Source organism: Roseofilum sp. SBFL, assembly GCF_017746885.1.
Classification (GTDB): domain Bacteria; phylum Cyanobacteriota; class Cyanobacteriia; order Cyanobacteriales; family Desertifilaceae; genus Roseofilum.
In genome coordinates this window covers 1-21476 of the sequence record NZ_JAGHZH010000079.1, presented here as the reverse complement: position 1 = coordinate 21476, position 21476 = coordinate 1, and the positions used below count along the sequence as shown (strand labels likewise).

The following is a 21476-nucleotide window of genomic DNA, read 5'->3' as shown; positions in this document are numbered from 1 at the left end:
CTCTTCTGGCATCCCCATGCCATTATCGGCAATGCGAATGGTGACCTCTTCTGCCGTTGCTGAGGTAGTAATCTTAATCTGATTGGCAATCTCATCAAAACTGCGTCCCTGGTTACCCTCATCTAGGGCATCAATAGCATTGGCAATCAGATTCATAAACACTTGGTTGAGTTGTCCCGGAAAACATTGCACTTGTGGCAATTGTCCATAGTTTTTGACAATTTCAATCGCTGGACGCTCCTCGTTGGCTTTCAGGCGATGTTTGAGAATCAGCAATGTGCTCTCGAGACCTTCATGCAAGTTAAACAGGACTTTATACTCCTTATCTGTGCGCGAAAAGGTTCGTAAAGAATTGCTGATGTGCCTGATGCGATCGGTTCCTTCCTGCATCGAGGAAATTAGTTGCGGTAAGTCCGAGCGCAGAAAGTCCAAATCTATTGCTTCTAGTTCTTCTTCTATTGCTTCACTTGGCTCTGGATATTCTTGCTGATAAAGGTCTATTAATCCCAACAAGTCTTGCACATAATCTCGCGCTGGGTCTATATTTCCAGCAATAAATCCTACGGGATTATTAATTTCGTGGGCTACTCCTGCCATCAAATTGCCTAAAGCCGACATTTTCTCGCTTTGCACCAATTGCAGTTGGGTTTGTTGCAGGTCTTCAAGAGATTGTTCGAGCTTCTGGGCATAGTCTTGGGATTGTTGGTAGAGACGGGCATTTTCCAGAGAGATAGCGGCTTGGGAACAGAGCAGATTGAGCAGTTCCACGCGATCTCCCGTAAAAGCTCCCACCGCCAAATGGTTTTCCAGATACAGGATGCCAACGAGTTTGCCTTGATTGAGGATGGGCGCGCACAGAAAACTAAGGGGTTGTCCTTGCAGCAAATAGGGGTCACCTGCAAACTGCGTATCCCGAGGAAAGTCGTTAACAATAATTGGTTGTTGGTTGCGTTTGACTTTATTAATAACACTTGTGGGAATAGAGCGATCGTCCGTTGCGGGGTTTGAATGCAAATCAGAGCCTTCTTTTGAATATCGGGCTACAACCTGCCAACTTTCGGGTTGTCGCAGCAGCAGAATGCCGCTATCTGCTCCGGCATTTTCCATCACTGCTTTCATCAAAGCCGAGACCAGTTTGTCCAGGTTAATTTCGCTCGATAGCAATTGAGCCGCTTTCATCGCCGTTGCCCAATCGAGCATCGAACCGATCTTGCTGCTAGTCGTACCTGCCGTTTGCGTCAAAGTGTAAGTCGCGGTTTGACCGCTTGTAAACTGCAAGTGGGGCTGTTGCAGAATAGAGGAAAGCAGTTGGGGATATTTTGCTTCGAGTTGGTCGGTTTTGGCTTTGGCACCCCAGCGGGCGTAGCAGTAGTAGGCTTCCTGCATATGAAGGGCCGCATATTTTTCTTTACCCCAGTCTAGGCAGAATTTGGCAGTTAGTTCGTTGGCTAGGGCTTCTTCTTGGATGTAGCCATTTTCTCTCGCTCCAGCTATGGCCAAGTCGTAGAGTTCCATCGCTCTCAAGTGCTCTCCTAAAAGCCGATACCGTTCTGCCTCGAGTAAATCAGATTTATGCTGGTAGTTCATGGGAGCATTTTCTGCCCAAGCTTTGAGACGCTTACTCCAATGTTCGCTGCATTCCCAATAGGTTTCTTTCTCTGCACCTTCTGCTAATTCCACTGATGCCAGATAAGTCAAACCTCCTAAAAAGGCAAAATTGGGTAAAAACAAATAGCCCCCAACCGCATCTAAATACGTCTGTGCTTCCGAAACAAAATATCTAGCTTCTGCAATATTTCCAAAGAGATAAGTCAGTTGCAATTTACTAAAATGATGAACGGATAATCCCACCAAACTATTGCTCTTTTTGAAACAGTCAATTGCTCCTTGTTCGTCATAAAACTCTCCTTGCAAAGAACAAGGATTTTCTACATTACTAATCAAGTTAAAAACGAGTTGTAAAATGCAAGCCGTATAAATCCCCGTACCTTCAAAGCGAATCGAGCGAGAAAATTCAATCGCTTTCTCTAGTTCTAATTTCAGAATATCGAGTTCCATCCCGGAACAATAAGCTAGGAGCAGTCGGTTAGTCAGGGCATAAGTTGCATACTCTAACTCTCCCACTTCTATGCCCTTTTGATAAGCTTCCCCTAGAGGGGATATGCCATCGCGAAAATGCGATCGCCAAAACGAGACATGAGCATAAAAGTTATTGCATACCAGAACATAACAGAGAGTATTATTTTGTTGCTCAATAATTTGCTGGGCAATTTTACCATATTCGTAAGCTTGACGAAAATCATCAACACCGGGATTGCATAAAACCAAAGCATAGTTGACGTAGGATACTGGTGTATCGAGAGCATTTCCATATTCTAATGAGAGTAGTATTCCCTGACAAGCAATGATAGGAAATAAACTCGGGCGACCAAAATAACTTAACGGAATCAAGCGCGATAAAATCCGCATCGCCGAGAGTATTTGTGGTTCCTTCATCTCAGAACGATTGAGTAATTCTTCTGAGGTAAATGGCTCTAGAGCGGCTTGAGTTCGCGCCAACCACGATCCAATTTCTGCTAGGTCGGGATTATCGGGAAAATCTATTCCGAGTAGCTTCAAGCATCGTAACCCCGTGTCAATGCCGTCAATAAATCGGTTCTGAACTGAATACGCCTGAAGTTGTGTTTCGTACACCTTAATCCGATCGAGGAGAGTGCGGGCGCGATCGATCGCGATTTGTCCCAACCGCTCCATGTTTTCAAAGTCACTCTTGAGATAGCTCGCTTCTGTTGCTTCTAAATGTAAGTTTAGCGTCAGTTCGTACTCCGCTTGCCAAGCATTATCTGCCAATAAACTGAGTCCAATGTTGAGGTACTCAAAGGCTGCCGTATTTGCGGTGCAAGACTTGGCTTTTTTCCCAGCGATTAAGTTTAATTCAGCCAGTTCATATCGTTGATTTTGTTGGTCAATAAACTCTATACTAAGATTCAAATGACGAACCATATCAAAGACATAGTTTTCCCGTTGAGATGGGTCGATAGTCTTGAGTAAGAGCTGACCAATATTGAAGTGAGTTCGTACTTTTTGATTTTCGGGAATCAAGGAATAGGCGGCTTGTTGAACGCGATCGTGCAAGAAGCGATAACTCACCTTTATACCCTCCGCTTTTTCTTCCTCTTTTTCCTCTCCTTGAAAAAACTTGTAGGCTTGGCTCTGAGGTAAAACCAACCCTTCTCGCAAGGCAGTCCACAAATCGGCAGCGGCTTCCTCCGATCGCTTTTCGCAGATAATCGCTAAGGTCTCTAAGTCGAATTGATTGCCTATGCAGGCGGCTAATTTGAGGATGTTTTGGGTGGCTTCCGGCAACTTATACAACCGTCCGGCTATAAATTCCACCACATCATCCGTGAGGGCGGCATCTCGCACTTTCACTAAATCGCATTCCCAATATCCCAAATTATCATTAAACGCAATCAACCCCTCTTCATGCAATCCTTGTAAAAATTGAGTAGTAAAGAAGGGATTTCCTTTCGTCTTTTGATAAATTAAATGGGTTAAAGGTGCAGCTAATTCCACCGTACAACTAAGAGTTTGTGCCACCAATTGATTGATATGACTGACTGACAAGGGCGCTAGAATAATGGTCGAAATTGTTGTCTGTTGCTTCTCTAATTCCCCTAAAGACAACATCAACGGATGAGCCGGAAACACTTCATTATCTCGATAGGCTCCCAACAGAAGCAAGTATCCTGTCCGACTTTCTCCCATCAACACTTTCAACAAATTTAACGATGCCGAGTCTGCCCATTGCAAGTCATCAAGAAATAGGGTTAAGGGATGCTCTTTGGTGGTGAAGACGGCGATCAATTTTTCAAACAGGAGGTTAAAGCGATTCTGGGCAGCACTGCCGGAGAGTTCAGGAACGGGAGGTTGTGTCCCGATAATGCGTTTGAGTTCGGGAATGACATCAATGAGGACTTGCCCGTTCTCTCCCACTGCTGCTAAGATCTTTTCTTTCCACTCTTGCAATTGTGCATCGCTTTCTCCGAGCAATTGCTCCATTAAGTCTCGAAAGGCGATCGCGAAAGCGGAGAAGGGGATATTGCGATTCAATTGGTCGAATTTCCCTTTGATGAAATAGCCCTGTTGTCGGACAATAGGTTTGTGAACTTCGTTGACGACGGCGGTTTTACCGATGCCGGAAAATCCAGCTACCAGCAGGATTTCACAGTTGCCTGCTACGACTCTCTCAAAGGCTTCTAGTAGAGTTTGAACTTCTTGTTCTCGTCCGTAGAGTTTTTCGGGAATCAGGAAGCGATCGCTGCGATCGTGCTCTCCCAATTCAAATCGATCTATCGTTCCCGTTTCTCGATATTGCCCAAGACACTTCTCTAGATCGTGTTTGAGTCCCAAGGCACTCTGATATCTCTGTTCGGCATTTTTGGCAATTAACCTTAAGACGATGTCTGAAACGACTGCGGGAATACGATCGCTCGCAAGCGGTTGGGGATTTTGGGCAATATGAGCGTGAATCAGTTCTAAAGGATCGTCGCTCGCAAACGGAACTGTTCCCGTTAATAGCTCGTACAATGTTATTCCCAGGGAATAAAAATCGCTGCGATAATCAATCCCTCGATTCATGCGTCCGGTTTGTTCCGGCGATAAATAGGCTAAGGTTCCTTCTAAGGTATTGGCAGTTTGAATCGTTTGGCTTTCTTTGGGCAGTAGGGTTGAAATGCTAAAGTCGATTAATTTGACTTGTCGGGTTTCCGGGTGAATCAGAATATTGGCGGGTTTGATATCTTTATGAATAATCTGTTCTTGACTGAGATAGTGTAGAGCATCAGCGAGTTGCAGGGCGATCGCCAAAAATCTTTCCAGATTAGGGGCGAACTGCTGCCAATAATCACTCAAAGCTATGGCTCCGGAATCGGGCATAATCAGGGCATAGCCGTTGCCGTAGCGCTCTAGAGCTAGAGGAGTGAGGATATGGGCATGTTGCAGATGGCGGGCGATCGCATATTGGTTGCGAAATTGTACTAATTGGCTAAAGCTGGGATGGGGAGTCCGCAGGATTTTGACGATCGCTGAGGCGCGATCGCCAAGGCGCATACCTTGATAAACGAGGGTGCGAGGACCTTCGTAGAGACACTGTCCGAGTTGATAGCCAGGAAGAGTTGTCACTGCTTTAGTCTGATGAGAGATAACATATTTTACAACTATCTTATCCAATCCGTTGTATACGTCAATGCAATCGTTGCAATCGTTCTTAATTTACTCGCTTAATTCACCGGTACAGAAATGATAAATTCTGTACCCTTTCCAAGTTCCGATCGACAGGCGATCTGTCCACTATGTTTTTCGACAACAATTTGATGGGCGATCGCCATTCCCAATCCCGTACCTTTACCCACTGCTTTCGTCGTAAATCCTTGCTCGAATATTTGAGATTGTACAGATTCTGGCATCCCCGTACCATTATCAATAACTTTGACAATAACCTGACTTTTATCGTCACTTAATTGAGTTTCAATTGTAATCTGATTAGTTTGTTTTTCAATCTCCGTAAATGTTTGAACTTCATTCCTTTCTTCCAAGGCATCGATGGCATTAGCGAGCAGATTCATGAATACTTGATTGAGTTGCCCAGGATAGCACTGAACGGGTACGATCGCGCCGTATTTTTTAATGATTTCAATAGCAGGACGCTCGTCGTTATCTTTGAGGCGATATTTTAAGATTAATAGGGTACTATCTATACCGTCATGGAGATCGAATTCCGTTTTGCTGACAGTGTCTGTCCGGGAAAAGGTGCGCAAGGAAGTGCTGATATTATGAATGCGATCGCATCCCGTTTGCATGGATGTCATGAGTTTGGGAAAATCTTCTACCACAAACTCCAAATCTAGATCTTTAATTTTTGTTGCAATCTCACTGGGGATATCGGCGTTATTTTGATATAAAGAAAGTCCATCAAGCAAATCCTGCAAATATTCCCGAGCTGCACTAATATTTCCACTGATAAAACTCACTGGATTATTGATTTCGTGAGCAACTCCAGCAACTAAATTCCCCAAAGTCACCATTTTTTCATTTTGAATTAATTGCAATTGAGCATTTTTCAACTCCTGGAAGGCGTGCTGCGATTGCTGATATAGTCTGGCATTTTCTAGGGAAATTGCGGCTTGAGCGCAGAGCATATCTAAAACTTCGATCCGATCGCGATTAAAGGCATCGGCAGTACAGCTATTTTCCAAGTAAAGTACGCCGATAAATTTCCCTCGTTCCAAGAGCGGAAAACAGAGCAAACTTTGAGGAGGAGAATCCAGGAAATAGCGATCGGTAGCAAATTGACTTTGTGCGGTTTTCGCCTCTAAGAGAATAGTTTTTGCAGTCCGTCTAACGTAATTAATCAATCCTTCAGGTAAATCGGGATAGTTTTCTAGGGGAATCGATTGATGTAAGGAATCGAGTTGCAGAGCGTTATTCGCATTGGAACGAATGGCGATCGCTTCTATCATCAAGTCAGTTTCATGGGTTAATAATAATGCACCTTTAGTTGCTCCCGCATTCTCGATGACAATATTCATTAGAGTCGAGAGCAAGCAATCTAATTCGATTTCCTGGGAGAGCGTACGTGAAGCTTTCATCAGAGTTGTTAAATCCAGTAAATTTCCCGCTTCTGTGGTATTTTTAGAAACCGTTAGTTCATTAACTGTACTGATAGTTACATTCGTAGTTAAACTGAGTTTGGGTTGGTTGAGAATAGGAGTAAGTAAGTACGGGTAGTCTTGTTCGAGAGCCTCGATTTTGGCTTTACTGCCCCAACGAGAATAGCAATAATAAGCTTCTTGCATATAGCTAGCAGAAACTTTTTCTTTATTCCAGTCGAGATAAAAAAGAGCTGCTCGTTCATTTGCGATCGCTTCTTCTGGCAAATATTTGTTTTCTTTTGCCCCAGCAATTGCTCGATCGTAGAAGTCCATAGCTTCGGCTTTATTCCCTAAAACGCGCTGCCGTTCTGCTTCGACTAAATCCCATTTATGCTGGTAATTCATCGGCGCATGTTGCGCCCATTCACGTAAGGTATTCTGCTGAATTTCGACTAAAAGTAGAATATCTTGGTATGGCGGTGACGCATCCGAACAGCTTGCTAACAACGCTAAAGAATAATAAAAATTGTGAATAGCGATCGGCATCCAAGCGCCGACAGAGATTGCATATTTCTGGGCGAGTTCTGCCTTAGTAATAGCTTCAGTCCAGTAGCCAAAAGAGTACAATAACATAGTCTGCGCTAAATAGAGGTTAAAGAGAGACCAACCCAACTGAGATTCTTGCCAATTTTGCTCTACAGTTGTCTCATCTAAATACTCTCCATCGAGACGTGTAATCGGTGTTGATTGTCCCAGTAAATTGGCGCTCAGTTGTCGCCAAACACTCATATTATTGGCAGCATAGTCATTTTTGATTTTTTGCATCAATTCAATATAGAGAGATTGTTGTTCGCTGACTGCTTGCAGCTCTCCCCCAGTTAAAAAGAGATAAGCACAATAATTTTCGAGGCAATAACTGGCATAGACAAAATCGCCAACATCTAATCCATTTTGACTCCCTTCTAATAAATACGATAAACCATCTCTGGCGTGTTGCTTCCAAGGGATGATAAAGGTATAAACCATATTATAAATACTGCATTTTTCGACGCGAGCTTGTTCTTGAAAGCGTTCTAATAAGGCGATCGCTAATTGACCGGATTGATATCCGCGATCGATCGCGCTAGAGTGGGTACAGAGAAGAGCGCCATACCAACTATAGGTAAAGGCAGCTAAGGCAGAATAACCATTATCCTGACAAAGCAGAACTTGGATGCTGACAATGTCAAACAAGAGATCGGGGCGAGAAATTAAAGCGGCTGAAGTAATGGCAGTCAAAATCCGCATTTTAGCTAAATAATACGGATCTGTTGCTTTTAATAAGTCAGGAACTGTATCAATGGCAGGTAAGGCGATTGCATTCTTGTCGCTATGGGTAATATCATCCAAAGACATCCCCATCATCGCCAAAGCATCTAAGCCCATATCAATGGCTTGTGCTGTCTGCCGACTGGTAATATAAATTTGAATTTTAGTCTCGTAAACTTCGATCGCATCGAGTTGATCCTGGACTTGTTGCAGAACGATCTCGCCTAACGTTTCAGATTCGCTAATATTGCCACTTAAGTATCCACTCTGCATCGCTTCGCAGTGCAAATTTAGGGTTAATTGATGGAGACTATCCCAAGGATGGGCGGGGAGTAAGTCAATTCCTTGTTTTAAGTACTTAAATGCCGAGCCATAAGCTGTAGCATGTTTTGCTTTCTGTCCGGCGATTAAGTTTAAGCGAGCTAGTTCGTTTTTTTGCGATTCTTGGGTGATTAACTCGATCCCCAAATTGAGATGACCGACGATATCAAAAATCGATTCTTCTCTCTCGGAACTTGAAAGTTTGTCGAGTAAAATATAGCCGATATCGTAATGAGTCAATGATTGGTGTTCGGGAGGAATCAGAGAATAAGCTGCTTGTTGAACGCGATCGTGTAAGAAGCGATAATTGACGGTAACTGTATCGGATTTTTCTGTACCATTTTTCCAGTCTTGGAAAAACTTGTAAGCGTCGCTCTGCGGTAAAATCAATCCTTCTCGCAAAGCTCCCCACAAAGCTGCTGCCACCTCTTCAAAAGCTGTTTTGCAAATGATACTTAAGGTCTCTAGATCGAACCGATTGCCAATACAAGCTGCTAATTTCAAGACATTTTGGCTCTCTTTTGGCAACTTGTACAATCGCCGAGCCATAAATTCAACGACATCCTCAGTTAGAGCTGCATCTTGTACCTTGACTAAATCGCATTGCCAATATCCAATATTTCGATCAAATTCAATTAATGCATCCTCATATAATCCTTTTAAAAGTTGAGTAGTAAAGAAAGGATTTCCTTTTGTATTTTGATAGATTAAATGAGTTAGCGGAGCAGCTAACTCTATCGAGCAACTGAGCGTTTCTGCAACTAATTGGTTAATGTGAGGAATTGATAAAGGAGTTAGCGTAATGGTCGAAATTGTTGTCTGTTGTTTCTGTAACTCGGCCAAAGTTAACATCAAGGGATGAGCCGGGAAGACCTCATTATCTCGATAGGCTCCCAAGAGGAGTAAATATCCCGTTTGGCGGTCTACCATCAAGACTTTGAGTAAATTTAATGAGGCGGAGTCTGCCCATTGCAAGTCATCGAGAAATAGGGTTAAAGGATGTTCTTTGGTGGTGAAGACGGCGATAAATTTTTCTAAGAGGAGGTTAAAGCGATTTTGGGCAGCACTACCGGAGAGTTCTGGAACGGGAGGCTGCACTCCAATAATGCGCTCGAGTTCGGGAATGACATCAATGAGAACTCGGCCATTTTCGCCGATCGCTTCCAGGATTTTCCGTTTCCAGTGAGCTAATGCAGAATCGGATTCTCTCAGTAATCGTCCCATAAAATCTCGGAAGGCTTGGACAAAGGCAGAGAACGGAATATTGCGGTTGAATTGGTCAAATTTGCCTTTGATAAAATAGCCACGCTGTTTGACAATGGGTTTATGTACTTCATTAATAACGGCGGTTTTACCAATGCCAGAAAATCCGGCAACTAGCATTATTTCGCTTTCGCCGGTAGCGACACGATGGAAAGATTCGAGTAGGGTTTCAACTTCGTGTTCTCGTCCGTAAAGTTTTTCGGGGATCAGGAAGCGATCGCACAAATCCCGTTCTCCTAAAGTAAATGCTGCGATCTTTCCTGTTTTTTTATATTCTTTTAGACATTTTTTCAGGTCGTATTTGAGTCCCAAGGCACTCTGATAGCGATCTTCGGCATTTTTCGCCATTAATTTTAAGATGATGTCGGAAAGTGGTTCGGGACACAATTGTCCTCCCAAACAGACCCAGGTGCTAATCGGTTCGGGATTTTGGGCGATATGAGCGTGAATTAATTCTAAAGGATCGTTACTGTTAAAGGGTAGATTTCCGATCAGGAATTCGTATAAGGTTACGCCCAGAGAATAGAAGTCGCTGCGATAATCAATACCTCGATTCATGCGTCCGGTTTGCTCTGGAGATAAATACGCTAAGGTTCCTTCTAAACTGTTAGGCGTTTGAATGGTTTGGGTTTCTTTTGGTAATAAGCTGGAAATACTGAAATCGATTAATTTAATCTGTTTGCTGTGCGGGCAAATCAGGATGTTGGCTGGTTTGATATCTTTGTGAATAATCTGTTCTTGACTGAGATAGTGTAGGGCATCGGCAAGTTGTAGGGAAATGACGAAGAACTCTTCTAAATTGGGATTGAATTTGTGCCAATAATCATGCAGCGCCATGGCTTTGGAATCGGGCATAATGAGAGCGTAGCCATTGCCGTAGCTCTCTAGAGCTAGAGGAGTGACGATATTGGCATGTTGCAGATGGCGGGCGATCGCATATTGATTGCGAAATTGCACTAATTGGTTAAAACTCGGATGGGGAGTCCGCAGAATTTTGACGATCGTTGAAGCGCCATCGCCAAGACGCATACCCTGATAAACGAGGGTGCGAGGGCCTTCGTAAAGACACTGTCCGAGTTGATAGCCGGGAAGAGTGGTCACTGCTTTGGTATGATAAGAGATCATAAATACTATGCTTATCCTATCCAATCAATTCGATAACTGAGTGCGATCGCGATCGCTCTTAATTTACGGGCACAGAAATGATAAATTCGGTACCTTGACCGAGTTCCGATCGACAGGAGATCGCTCCACCATGTTTTTCAACAACAATTTGATGGGCAATCGCCATGCCTAACCCCGTCCCTTTGCCCACTGCTTTAGTTGTAAATCCTTGCTCGAAGATGCGTTTTTTTACTTCTTCTGGCATCCCCGTACCATTATCGACAATTGCGATCGTCACAGTCTGTCGATCCGCACTCAATTGAGTCTCAATTGTAATCCGATTGGGGTCTTGTTCTATCTGTTCAAATGTTTTACCCTGATTGCATTCTTCTAAAGCATCGATTCCATTCGCTAACAGATTCATAAACACTTGATTGATTTGCCCTGGATAGCATTTGACTTGCGGGATTTTGCCGTAATTTGTGATAATTTCCATAGCCGGACGTTTTTGATTCGCTTTGAGGCGATATTTTAAGATGAGCAGGGTACTATCGATGCCATCATGCAAATTAAACTCTGTTTTTGTATCCGTATCCTTGCGGGAGAAAGTTCGCAAAGATGTGCTGATATTACCGATGCGATCGCAGCCGATTTGCATGGATGCAATCAGTTGGGGAAAATCTTCAGCGATAAATTCAGGAGCGAGGTCTTCAATCGCTTCAGCTATGGATGGGGGAATCGATGCATTGTCTTGATAGAGCGCGAGAATTTCCAGTAAATCTTGCAAATGTTCTTGTGCGGCGCTGATATTGCCTCCGATAAAGCTGACGGGATTGTTAATTTCGTGGGCAATTCCAGCCACGAGACTTCCCAAGGTGGCCATTTTTTCATTTTGCACCAATTGAAGTTGGGTCTGCTGCAAGTCCGTTAGCACTTGTTGCAAATTGTTAGCTATTTGTTGCGATCGCCGATACAAGCGAGCATTTTCCAGGGAAATCGCCGCTTGGGAGCAGAGTAGTTGGAGGATGTCCATGCGATCGTTGGTAAACGCGCCCGCACAATGGTTGTTTTCTAGGTAAAGAATGCCTCGCAGTTGAGCGCGATTCTCTTTCAGAGACGCTGCGCGAACGACTAAAGGAAGACAGAGAATCGATTGGGGTTGATAGTGTTGGATGTAAGTATCTCGAGCCAGAGCCACTTCTTGGCTGGCATTTTCTAACAGTAAGGGGTGTTGGCTGCGCTTGACTTTATTGACAATACTTAAAGGAACGGCGTTGCTGATTTCAACAGGGAGGGGTTTAATGGCGATCGTCTCCTCTCCAACTGCACGAGCGACTAGCATCAAGACTCCTTCTTGAAAGATCATTAAGGCGACGGTTTCGGCACCGGCATTTTCCCGTACCACCTGCATTAAATTAGCGATCGCGCTCTCTAAATCGATGTCCTCAGAGAGGGTGCGACAGGCTTTCATCAAGGTGGCAAAATCCAAGAAGGCTGAGGTTTCCGTCGTGGTTTTGGAAATCGTTCCTGCTGTTAAGGTTTTCAGGGAAGTTGTCGGTATTAAGCTAGGGGTTGGCAGTTCAAGAATGGGTTTGAGAAGGGCTGAATAGCGTCGTTCTAAATCTTCAACTTTGGCTTTGGCTCCCCAACAGGAGTAACAATAGTAGGCATCTTGCATGTAGTCTGCGGCTAATTTTTCTTTGCCCCAGTCGAGGTAGAATTTCGCTGCCAGTTCCTTGGCTAAGGCTTCTTCCTGAATGTACCCGTTTGCTTTGGCTCCAGAAATGGCGCGATCGTAATTTTCAATCGCTTCAGCTTTCTGACCCAGAATTCGATTGCGTTCTGCTTCTACGAGATAGAATTTATGTAGATAATTCATGGGCGCATTATCGGCCCAATATTTCATCTTAGTTTGATGACTTTCAATTTGCTCGAGAAGATGATTTTGTTCGCTTCTGCTGTTGGTCTTGGTAACCAAAATAATTTTAACCAGAGCATCATAGAAATAGAACAAAACCGTACAGAGCATGGCCACCACACCATCTAGATATTTTTCAGCGCCGGCAGCACTTTCTACAGCCTGTTCATAATCTTGAAAAAGGTAACACAGGCTGAGTTTGGCAACGTACATAAAAGCCAGGGTCGTTCGATTATTGGCTTCCTCATGCAACGGCACCATCTCGGTTTCATTGTAAGCCTCTCCAATCAGAGCGCAAGGATTATCGGCGCGACCCAATAAATTCAGGATCGTCTGACGCGAAAGATGAATCTGATGCAGTACGTGTTCTTGTTTCAGTTGAGTGATCGCCTCGCTATAGGCGAAAAACTCTCCTTCGAGACTCTCTAATTCTTGGCCGACAAAAATAGAGTCAAAGCAATAGAACGATGCCGAATATCCGGCAAATTCTAAATCCCCTGTTTCTAAGCCCACTTGATACCCTTTACGGAGTAAATATCGGTTGCCATCAATCAATTCTCGCCAAGGCTTAATCAAGTGACCGACAAGGGGTAACACCCGAGCGGCAGTCCCCTTGACGTTTAATTTATCGATCAGACCTAATGCCAGTTCGCCAAACTGGCAGCCCAACTCGATGTCGTTCGCGACACCGCAAAGAATGAAGCCGTACATGGTATATCCAAAACCCGAGGCAGAGGTATTGCCGAATTCGATGGATAGATGCACCATCTTCATGACAATTAACGGGAAGAGTGCGGGAAAGGCAAAGTAGGCAGGAGGCGCAACGCTCGATAAGATGCGGATGGCTGCTAATTGATACGGATCTTCCATCTCGGGTAAGTTTAAAAAGTCGGCAACCGACCGATCGCCGATCAGCGATCGCGTCTCTACCAATGCTCGTTCAAAGTCATCTCGATCGGGTTGTTCGGGTAATTGAATGCGATCGTCAATGAGGTTCAGTACCATCAGTGAAATTCGGATCGCTTCTAGGAGTTTGACCCGAGCAATATTGCTTTGAATTTGGGTGATATAGACATCAATTTTATCGAGCAATGTTTTTGCCTTTTTCAAGACTTCGGCGGACAATTGCTCCATCTGTTCAAAGTCAGCATTCAAATAGGCAGCCTCGGCAGATTCTTGATACAGTGCTAAGGTCAGTTCGTAAGCCCAATTCCACCTCTGCGCTCCCAATAACTCTCGACCGACGGAAAAATATTTAACGGCGGCAGCATAAGCTGTGGAAGTTTTAGCTTTTCGCCCCGCGCTCAGATTCAAACGGGCTAATTCTTCTTTCTCCGTCCACTCCCTGATAAATAGCGTCCCGAAATTGAGTTGATTGACAATTGCAAAAATTTTCTTTTCTTTGGTCTCGGACGAAAGATTTTGCATCAGCAGTTGTCCGATATGGTAGTGAGTCGTTTGTTTTTGCGCTTCTGGAATCAGAGAATAGGCAGCCTGTTGGACGCGATCGTGTAAGAAACGATAACCCACCGATACGACATCCTTGGGTTGATCGTCTACCCCATGACCGTGAAAAAACTTATAGGCTTCATTGGTCGGCAGAATCAGTCCTTCTTGAAGGGCACGCCAGAGATTCGCGGCGACCTCTTCCTCTTGCTCTTCGCAGATGGTTGCTAAGGTCTCCAGATCGAACTGATTGCCGATACAGGCGGCTAATTTCAAGACCTTCTGGGTGGCTGGTGGTAATTTCTGCAAGCGCCCTGCCATGAATTCCACCACATCATCTGTCAGTGCGGCATCGCGCACGCGGACGAGATCGCATTGCCAATAGCCCGAGTCGCGATTAAAGGCAATCAGTCGATCTTCGTGCAGCCCTTTTAGGAACTGAGTGGTAAAAAATGGATTGCCTTGGGTTTTTTGATAGACCAATTCGGTGAGGGGTTGAGCCAGTTGTTCCCCACAACTGAGGGTTTCGGCGACTAATTGATTGATGTGATTCACAGCCAAGGGTTTGAGAGTCATGGAGGAAATAACGGCTCGCTCTTTCTTCAGTTCAGTTAGACTCAACATCAAGGGATGTGCGGGGAAGACCTCGTTATCTCGATAGGCTCCCAGCAACAATAAGTAACCCGAATCGCGATCGCCCATCAACACCTTCAAGAGGTTGAGTGATGCGGAATCTGCCCATTGTAGATCGTCTAAAAACATCACCAGGGGATGTTCTGACTTCGCAAATACAGCAATGAACTTTTGCAGAAATAAGTTAAACCGATTTTGACCCGCATTACCAGAGAGTTCGGGAACAGGTGGTTGTTTGCCGATAAGTTGTTCGAGTTCAGGAATGACATCAATGAGGACTTGCCCGTTTTTGCCCACAGCTTCCAGGATTTTTGCCTTCCAGCGGGCTAAGTCGGCATCCGATTCTCCCAGTAACTGTCCCATCAAGTCTCGGAAGGCGATGACAAAAGCCGAGAAGGGAATATTACGATTGAACTGGTCAAATTTCCCTTTGATAAAGTAGCCCCGCTGTTTGACAATCGGCTTGTGAACCTCATTGACGACCGCCGTTTTGCCAATGCCGGAAAATCCCGCCACCAGCATCATTTCTGTGGTTCCTAGGGCGGCGATGCGATCGAAAGCTTCGAGTAATCGTTGTACGTTGGTTTCGCGTCCGTAGAGTTTTTCACGAATCAGAAAGCGATCGCTTCTATCTGTGCGTGCCAACTCAAAAGGCTCGATTTTCCCCCTCTGTTGCCATTGGTTTTGACACTTTTCCAGGTCAAATTTCAATCCCAAAATACTCTGATAACGGTTTTCAGCATTCTTCGCCATCAGTTTCATGACGATCTGGGAGATTGGACATGGAGGGTTGCAGAGCATTCTCCCATTGCTGCGGATGATGAGGGAGGGAGGGGCTTTGGCAATATGAGCGTGAACCAGTTCCATTGGATCGTCGCAGAGAAAGGGAACTTGTCCGGTTAACAGTTCGTAGAAAGTAACCCCAAGGGAATAGAAGTCGCTGCGGTAGTCGATTCCTCGATTCATCCGTCCGGTTTGTTCGGGAGAAATATAAGCGAGGGTTCCTTCTAAGATGTTGGGATTTTGCAGAACTTGAGTTTCTCTGGGCAGGAGTGAGGAAATCGAGAAGTCGGTGAGTTTGATTTGTTTGCTGTGGGGATGAATCAGGATGTTGGAGGGTTTGATATCTTTGTGGATGACGCGATGGCAATATAGTCCGTCGAGAATTTGGCACAGGGCGAGCGCCACTTGAAAAAATTCTTCTAAACTCAAGGGATGCTCGGCCATATATTCTGAAAGTGCGATACCCCCAAAGTCTTCCATGACTAATGCTAAACCCTTGCCATAATGTTCGAGGGCTAGGGGTTTGACAATTCCGGGCAAGTCGAGATTTTTGGCAATGGTGTATTGATTGCGAAAATTGACCAGTTCGCTGAAGGTTGGATACTCACAGTTGAGCAATTTGATAATCACCGTATTATGATCAGCCAAGCGTAGTCCTCGATAAACCAGTGTTCTGGAACTAGAGTGCAGCAGTTCAATGACTTCGTAGCCCTGGAGGGGAGTTCTGAGACTAGCCATGGCAGTTTTTTAAAACGACTTAATTTTAGAGATTTTTCTTTAGTTTATTATATCAATCTGAAAAATTTATGAACGAGGCAACCTTAGCTGTATCTTTGGGGTTAAACCTTATCCATAATTCTTCACATCAGGATTGTCTAAAGGAAGAGAAATCATAAATTCCGTACCTTTACTGATTTGGGAATAGCAATCGATTGTGCCTCCGTGTTTTTCCTCAATAATTTGATGAGCGATCGCCATTCCTAAACCCGTACCTTTGAGTGCGAAATCCTATAGTAGAGAAAGAGTTGCTTAGGATAGTTAGGTTATGGTTTGAGGCAATAGGCACGAATGGCAATAGAAAATTTCCCAACTCTCCTTTTCTCTGCTATATAACAATCTACGCGCACTTCTGGGGCAAAATAATTTCAAATGCTGTTCCTTGTGCCGATTGTGATTGCACGGCGATCGTACCCCCATGTTTTTGAATAATGAAGTAACAGATAAACAATCCTAACCCTGTGCCTCTACCGACAGGCTTAGTCGTAAAAAATGGGTCAAAAATCCGGTCTTGAATCGCTTCCGGAAGGGGACTGCCATTATTCGAGATCGTAATTCGTATCTGATGGTTTTCAATCGCTTCAGTGCAAATTCGGACTTCAGGTGTTGCCTTATGTTGAGGATTCTCTTGAATCGCATCTAACGCATTATTAATAATATTGAAAAAGACTTGATTTAGTTCACTCGGATAGCAGGTTATTTTTGGCAGTTGTCCATACTTTTCAATGACTTGTATTTCGGGTTGGCGTTCATTTTTTTGAAATCGATGTTGCAGAATCAACAGCGCACTTTTAATTCCACTATGGATATCAACGGTTTTGATTTCAGCTTCATCTAAACGAGAAAAGTCTCGCAAGCTGAGAACGACTTGATGAATGCGATCGCTCCCCACTTCCATCGATTGCAAGGTTTTGGTGACATCCTCAAGTAAAAAATCGAGGTCTAATTCTTCATGTTTTGCTTGAATATCCGCATTTCTTTGAGGATATTCGCGCTGATACAGTTCGAGCAAATCGATTAGGTTTTGAATATAATTTTGGGTATGATTAATATTGCCACGAATAAAGCCAATTGGATTATTAATTTCATGAGCAATCCCAGCAACCAATTGACCGAGCGAGGACATTTTCTCACTATGAATAAGTTGTGCTTGAGTGCGTTGCAACTGTTCTAAGGTTGCCTCTAAAGTTTGAGCTTTTTGGTTGAGCGCTTCAGTTTTGCGCTCGACCTCTGCTTTGAGGGTGTGGGAATAGTGTTCGGTTTGTTGATACAGACGAGCATTTTCTAGAGAGATCGCTGCTTGGCTGGCAAGTAGTTTGAGCATCTCAATCCGATCGCGGGTAAAAGCACCCAGAGTGATGTTATTTTCCAGGTACAAAATACCGATGAGTTTTCCTTGACGACTCATCGGCATACATAACACGGATTTGGGTTGGTGGGTAATCAGATAGCGATCGCCGGCAAATTGGTCTACTGTACTTAAGTTGTCAAACACGGCTGTCTCTTGAGTCCGCGCAACCGAATACACTAAACTCTGGGGAAGATTCGAGTATTGATCGAGCCGAATGTCTAACTGTTCGGCCCTTTCTCGATTGGCTTTGGCGATCGCCACCCATTGATTGTCTTGATATAACACTAAATGACCGCTTTGCGCTCCAGCATTGGCGATCGCGATCTGCATTAACGTTGCTAAGAGTTTCTCTAATTCAATTTCTTCGGAGATGGCTTGGGCGGCTTCGATCGCGGTGGGAAAATCTAACCAGATATTGGGGCTATGGCTGCTGCTGGTTAAGCTGGCTGTCTGGCTAGGGGGGATGCTTAACTCGGACAGGCGTTGAGGATGCGTCGGTTGCCCAATCGCCGCGAGCAGTTGCGGATAGCGTTGTTCGAGATGCGCGATTTTCGCCTTTGCCCCCCAACGAGCATAGCTATAGTAAGCGTCTTGCATATAGCTGCTGGCAATTTTTTCTTTGCCCCAGTCAAGGTAGAATTTGGCAGCCAGTTCGTTAGCGATCGCTTCTTCATGGATGTATTGGTTTTCTTTCGCCCCAGAAATCGCGCGATCGTATTGTTCAATCGCTTGTCCTCGATCTCCCTGAATCCGTGCTGTTTCCGCAGCCACTAAATCCAGCTTATGCTGAAAATTCTCCGGAGCGTGAGTAGCCCAAATGTCTAGACGTTGTTGGTGAGTTTCCACCTCCTCCAATATTTGAGTTTGCTGTTCGGGGGCGGTACTGGGATAGAGCGCTAGTAAGGCTAATGACCGATATAAGGGAATCTGAGTGACGGGTAACATTCCCACCCCAGCTTGTTCGTACTCAATGGCGGACTGGGAATGAACCAAGGTTCCTTCATAATCGTCGAACAAATAATGCAACATTGTTTTAGAGGTGTAAAAAAAGAACAATGCCGTGAACGAATTCATCTGTTCGATCTTAGGTATAGACTCATCTTCATTAAACCGTTGCCCCACCAGTTGTTTCGGATCGGCTGCCAGACCCATTAAATTTTCCACGAACTGTCCCCAGATTGCGGCAGCAAAGTATTGGAATTCTTGCTGGAGACTCTTGGTCAGCTCAATGTAGTAGGTTTGTTTTTGATGAATGAGGCTTAGGGATTCGCCCATTACGCAAAGGTTATCGCAATAGTTGATCGCGGAATAACAGGCAAACTCAATGTCACCGGTCTCTAAGCCCGTTAATACGTTATCGGCCAGGCATTCGATGCGATTGTGGGCTAACTCTTTCCAGTTGCGAATAAAGACATAAAAAAGTTGATTCACCTTACAGGTTAACTCGGCCTCTTCATGGCGATCGAGGGTATGCAGCGCCAGTTGCCCAAAGCGGTAACCCAATTCAATGTCCTTCATCGTGGCACAGAGCAACATCCCGTAGAGCGCATAGGCAAAGGCTCCTATTGCTGAATTACCGTGGGTTGCAGACAGATTCAGCATCGTCACAATAACCGATGGCACGAGCTGGGGATTGGCAATAAAGGCCGGGGCCCATAATTTGCTCAGAATGCTCAAAGCAGAAACAATCTGGGGATTGGCAATTGTCGGCAGGGTGTAGAGGCGATCGATATCGATATCGGGTAAGGGAGCCTCTGTCAGGGAAACATCGAGCAATTTCAAAATTTCTAACCCCACATCCAGCGCCGCTTGACCTTGCCCTTGGGCCACCAAAAGTGAAATGCGGATTTCGTAGGCTTTGACGCGATCGAGAAGATTTCTAGCGTTGTTGATGACGGTCTGAATCTGTTGCTCTGCCCTTTCAAAGTTCCCATTGAGATAGCTGACTTCTGCCAGTAAATTATGTAATGGCAGCATTAATGTATAGTGAGCTTCCCATGCTTCCAAAGGAGTTGCCTCGGTACGTCGGATCAGATCGATCGCTGTGTTTAAGTAGCTTGCTGCTGCATTGTAGGCAGCAGACGATTTTGCCTTCTGTGCTGCCCCTAAATTCAGTTGTGCCCCCTCAAGGATCTCGCTCGGTTGCTTAAGCAGAGCCATACCTATATTCAACTGGTTGACGATGTTGAAGAGGTTTTCTTCTCGTTCCTCTTGAGAGGTTTTCTGCAACAACAATCGCCCAATGTTGAGGTGCGTCATCTGCTTGCGATCGTCAGCAATTAGGGAATAAGCAGCTTGTTGAACGCGATCGTGCAGAAACTTGTAACGAACCGAAACGTCTTGTACCCGTACTTTTTTCTCTCCTTTATTCCCTTGGAAAAACTTATAGGTCTGGTTTAATGGCAACACCAATCCCTCTTGCAGTACCCTCCACAATGAAGCTGCTACTTCCATCTCAGGCTCTTCCCTGACAATGGCCAAAGTCTCTAAATCAAACTGATTACCAATACAAGCAGCTAACTTCAATACCTCTTGAGTTTCTTTCGGGAGTTTATACAACCGAGTAGCCATAAACTCTACAACATCATCGGTCAGTGTTAACTGGCGCACTCGCGTCAGATCGCAGTGCCAATAACCCAGATCGCCCTCAAAAGCAATCAACCCATCTTCGTGTAATCCCTTGAGAAATTGGGTGGCAAAAAAGGGATTTCCCTGGGTTTTTTGATAGACTAATTCACTTAAAGACCAAGCCAACTCCTGGCTACAACTTAGAGTATCTGCGACCAAGCTATTCAGACCCGTTTTGCTTAAAGGAGTCAGAGTTATGGTATTAATCGTGGCTCCTGATTTGCCAAGTTCCGTAAGAGTCTGCATTAATGGGTGGGCCGCATAGACCTCATTATCTCGATAGGCTCCTAGTAAAAGCAGATAGCCCATCTCACTCTCGCTCCCTAGCAGTTGCATCAAGTTCAGAGATGCCGAATCTGCCCATTGAAGGTCATCGAGGAAAATCACTAAGGGATGCTCAGAAGTGGTAAAAACTTGAATAAATTTCTGAAATAATAAATTAAACCGATTTTGCGCTGCATTGCCTGAGAGTTCGGGAACCGAGGGCTGTTTGCCAATCAGTCGCTCTAACTCGGGAATTACCTCAATAATCACTTGCCCATTTTCTCCCAAGGCGGCAAGAATTTTGTTCTGCCACTGGGCTAACTGAGTATCTGATTCTGCTAAGAGCTGTTGCATTAAATCCCGAAATGCGATCACTAAAGCGCTAAAGGGAATATTGCGGTTGAATTGGTCGAATTTTCCTTTGATAAAATAGCCCCGCTGACGGACTATGGGTTTGTGTACTTCGTTGACTACTGCGGTTTTACCAATGCCTGAAAACCCGGCAACTAGCATGATTTCGGTCTGTCCTTTGGCTACCCGCTCGAATGCGGCCAATAAGGTCTTTACTTCGGTTTCTCGTCCGTAGAGTTTTTCGGGAATCAGGAAGCGTCCTGCTATGTCGCGTGTGGCTAACTCAAAGGGTTCTATTTTTCCGGTTTCTTGCCATTGTTTGAGACATTTTTCGAGATCAAATTTTAATCCCAATGCACTCTGATAGCGTTCTTCTGCATTTTTAGCCATCAGTTTCATGACGAGATCTGAAACTACTGACGGGATGGAAAGATTTAATGCGTTATTTTCTCCTTCTGCTGGGGGTATAGGCAGTTGTGAAATATGGCAATGTACTAATTCCATCGGGTCGTTACTGACAAAAGGTAAGGTTCCCGTGAGCAGTTGGTATAAGGTTACCCCCAAAGAATAGAAGTCGCTGCGGTAGTCTATACCTCGATTCATGCGACCGGTTTGTTCTGGGGCAATATAGGCTAGGGTTCCTTCTAGGACGTTGAAGTTTTTGATTTCTTGGGCT

General features: G+C 44.7%; 4 protein-coding genes and 1 pseudogene. All 5 read right to left on the bottom strand.

Going from position 1 to position 21476, the window contains the following annotated elements:
* The coding region (locus tag J7545_RS08865; protein ID WP_318719470.1) for an AAA family ATPase at positions 1–5184 on the bottom strand (5184 nt) is incomplete at its 3' end.
* A gap of 98 nt (positions 5185–5282) precedes the next feature.
* A complete protein-coding gene (locus J7545_RS08860; protein WP_318719469.1) occupies positions 5283–10670 on the bottom strand; it encodes an AAA family ATPase in 5388 nt (1795 codons plus the stop codon).
* Positions 10671–10728: 58 nt separating this feature from the next.
* Complete coding sequence (locus J7545_RS08855) at positions 10729–16167, bottom strand: AAA family ATPase (protein ID WP_318719468.1); 5439 nt, start codon at positions 16165–16167, stop codon at positions 10729–10731.
* Between the two features lie 108 nt (positions 16168–16275).
* A pseudogene (locus tag J7545_RS08850) lies at positions 16276–16413 on the bottom strand (ATP-binding protein); the annotation flags it as partial.
* A 133-nt stretch (positions 16414–16546) separates the two neighbouring features.
* Positions 16547–21476: AAA family ATPase (locus J7545_RS08845; RefSeq protein ID WP_318719467.1), on the bottom strand; the 4930-nt coding region annotated here is incomplete at its 5' end.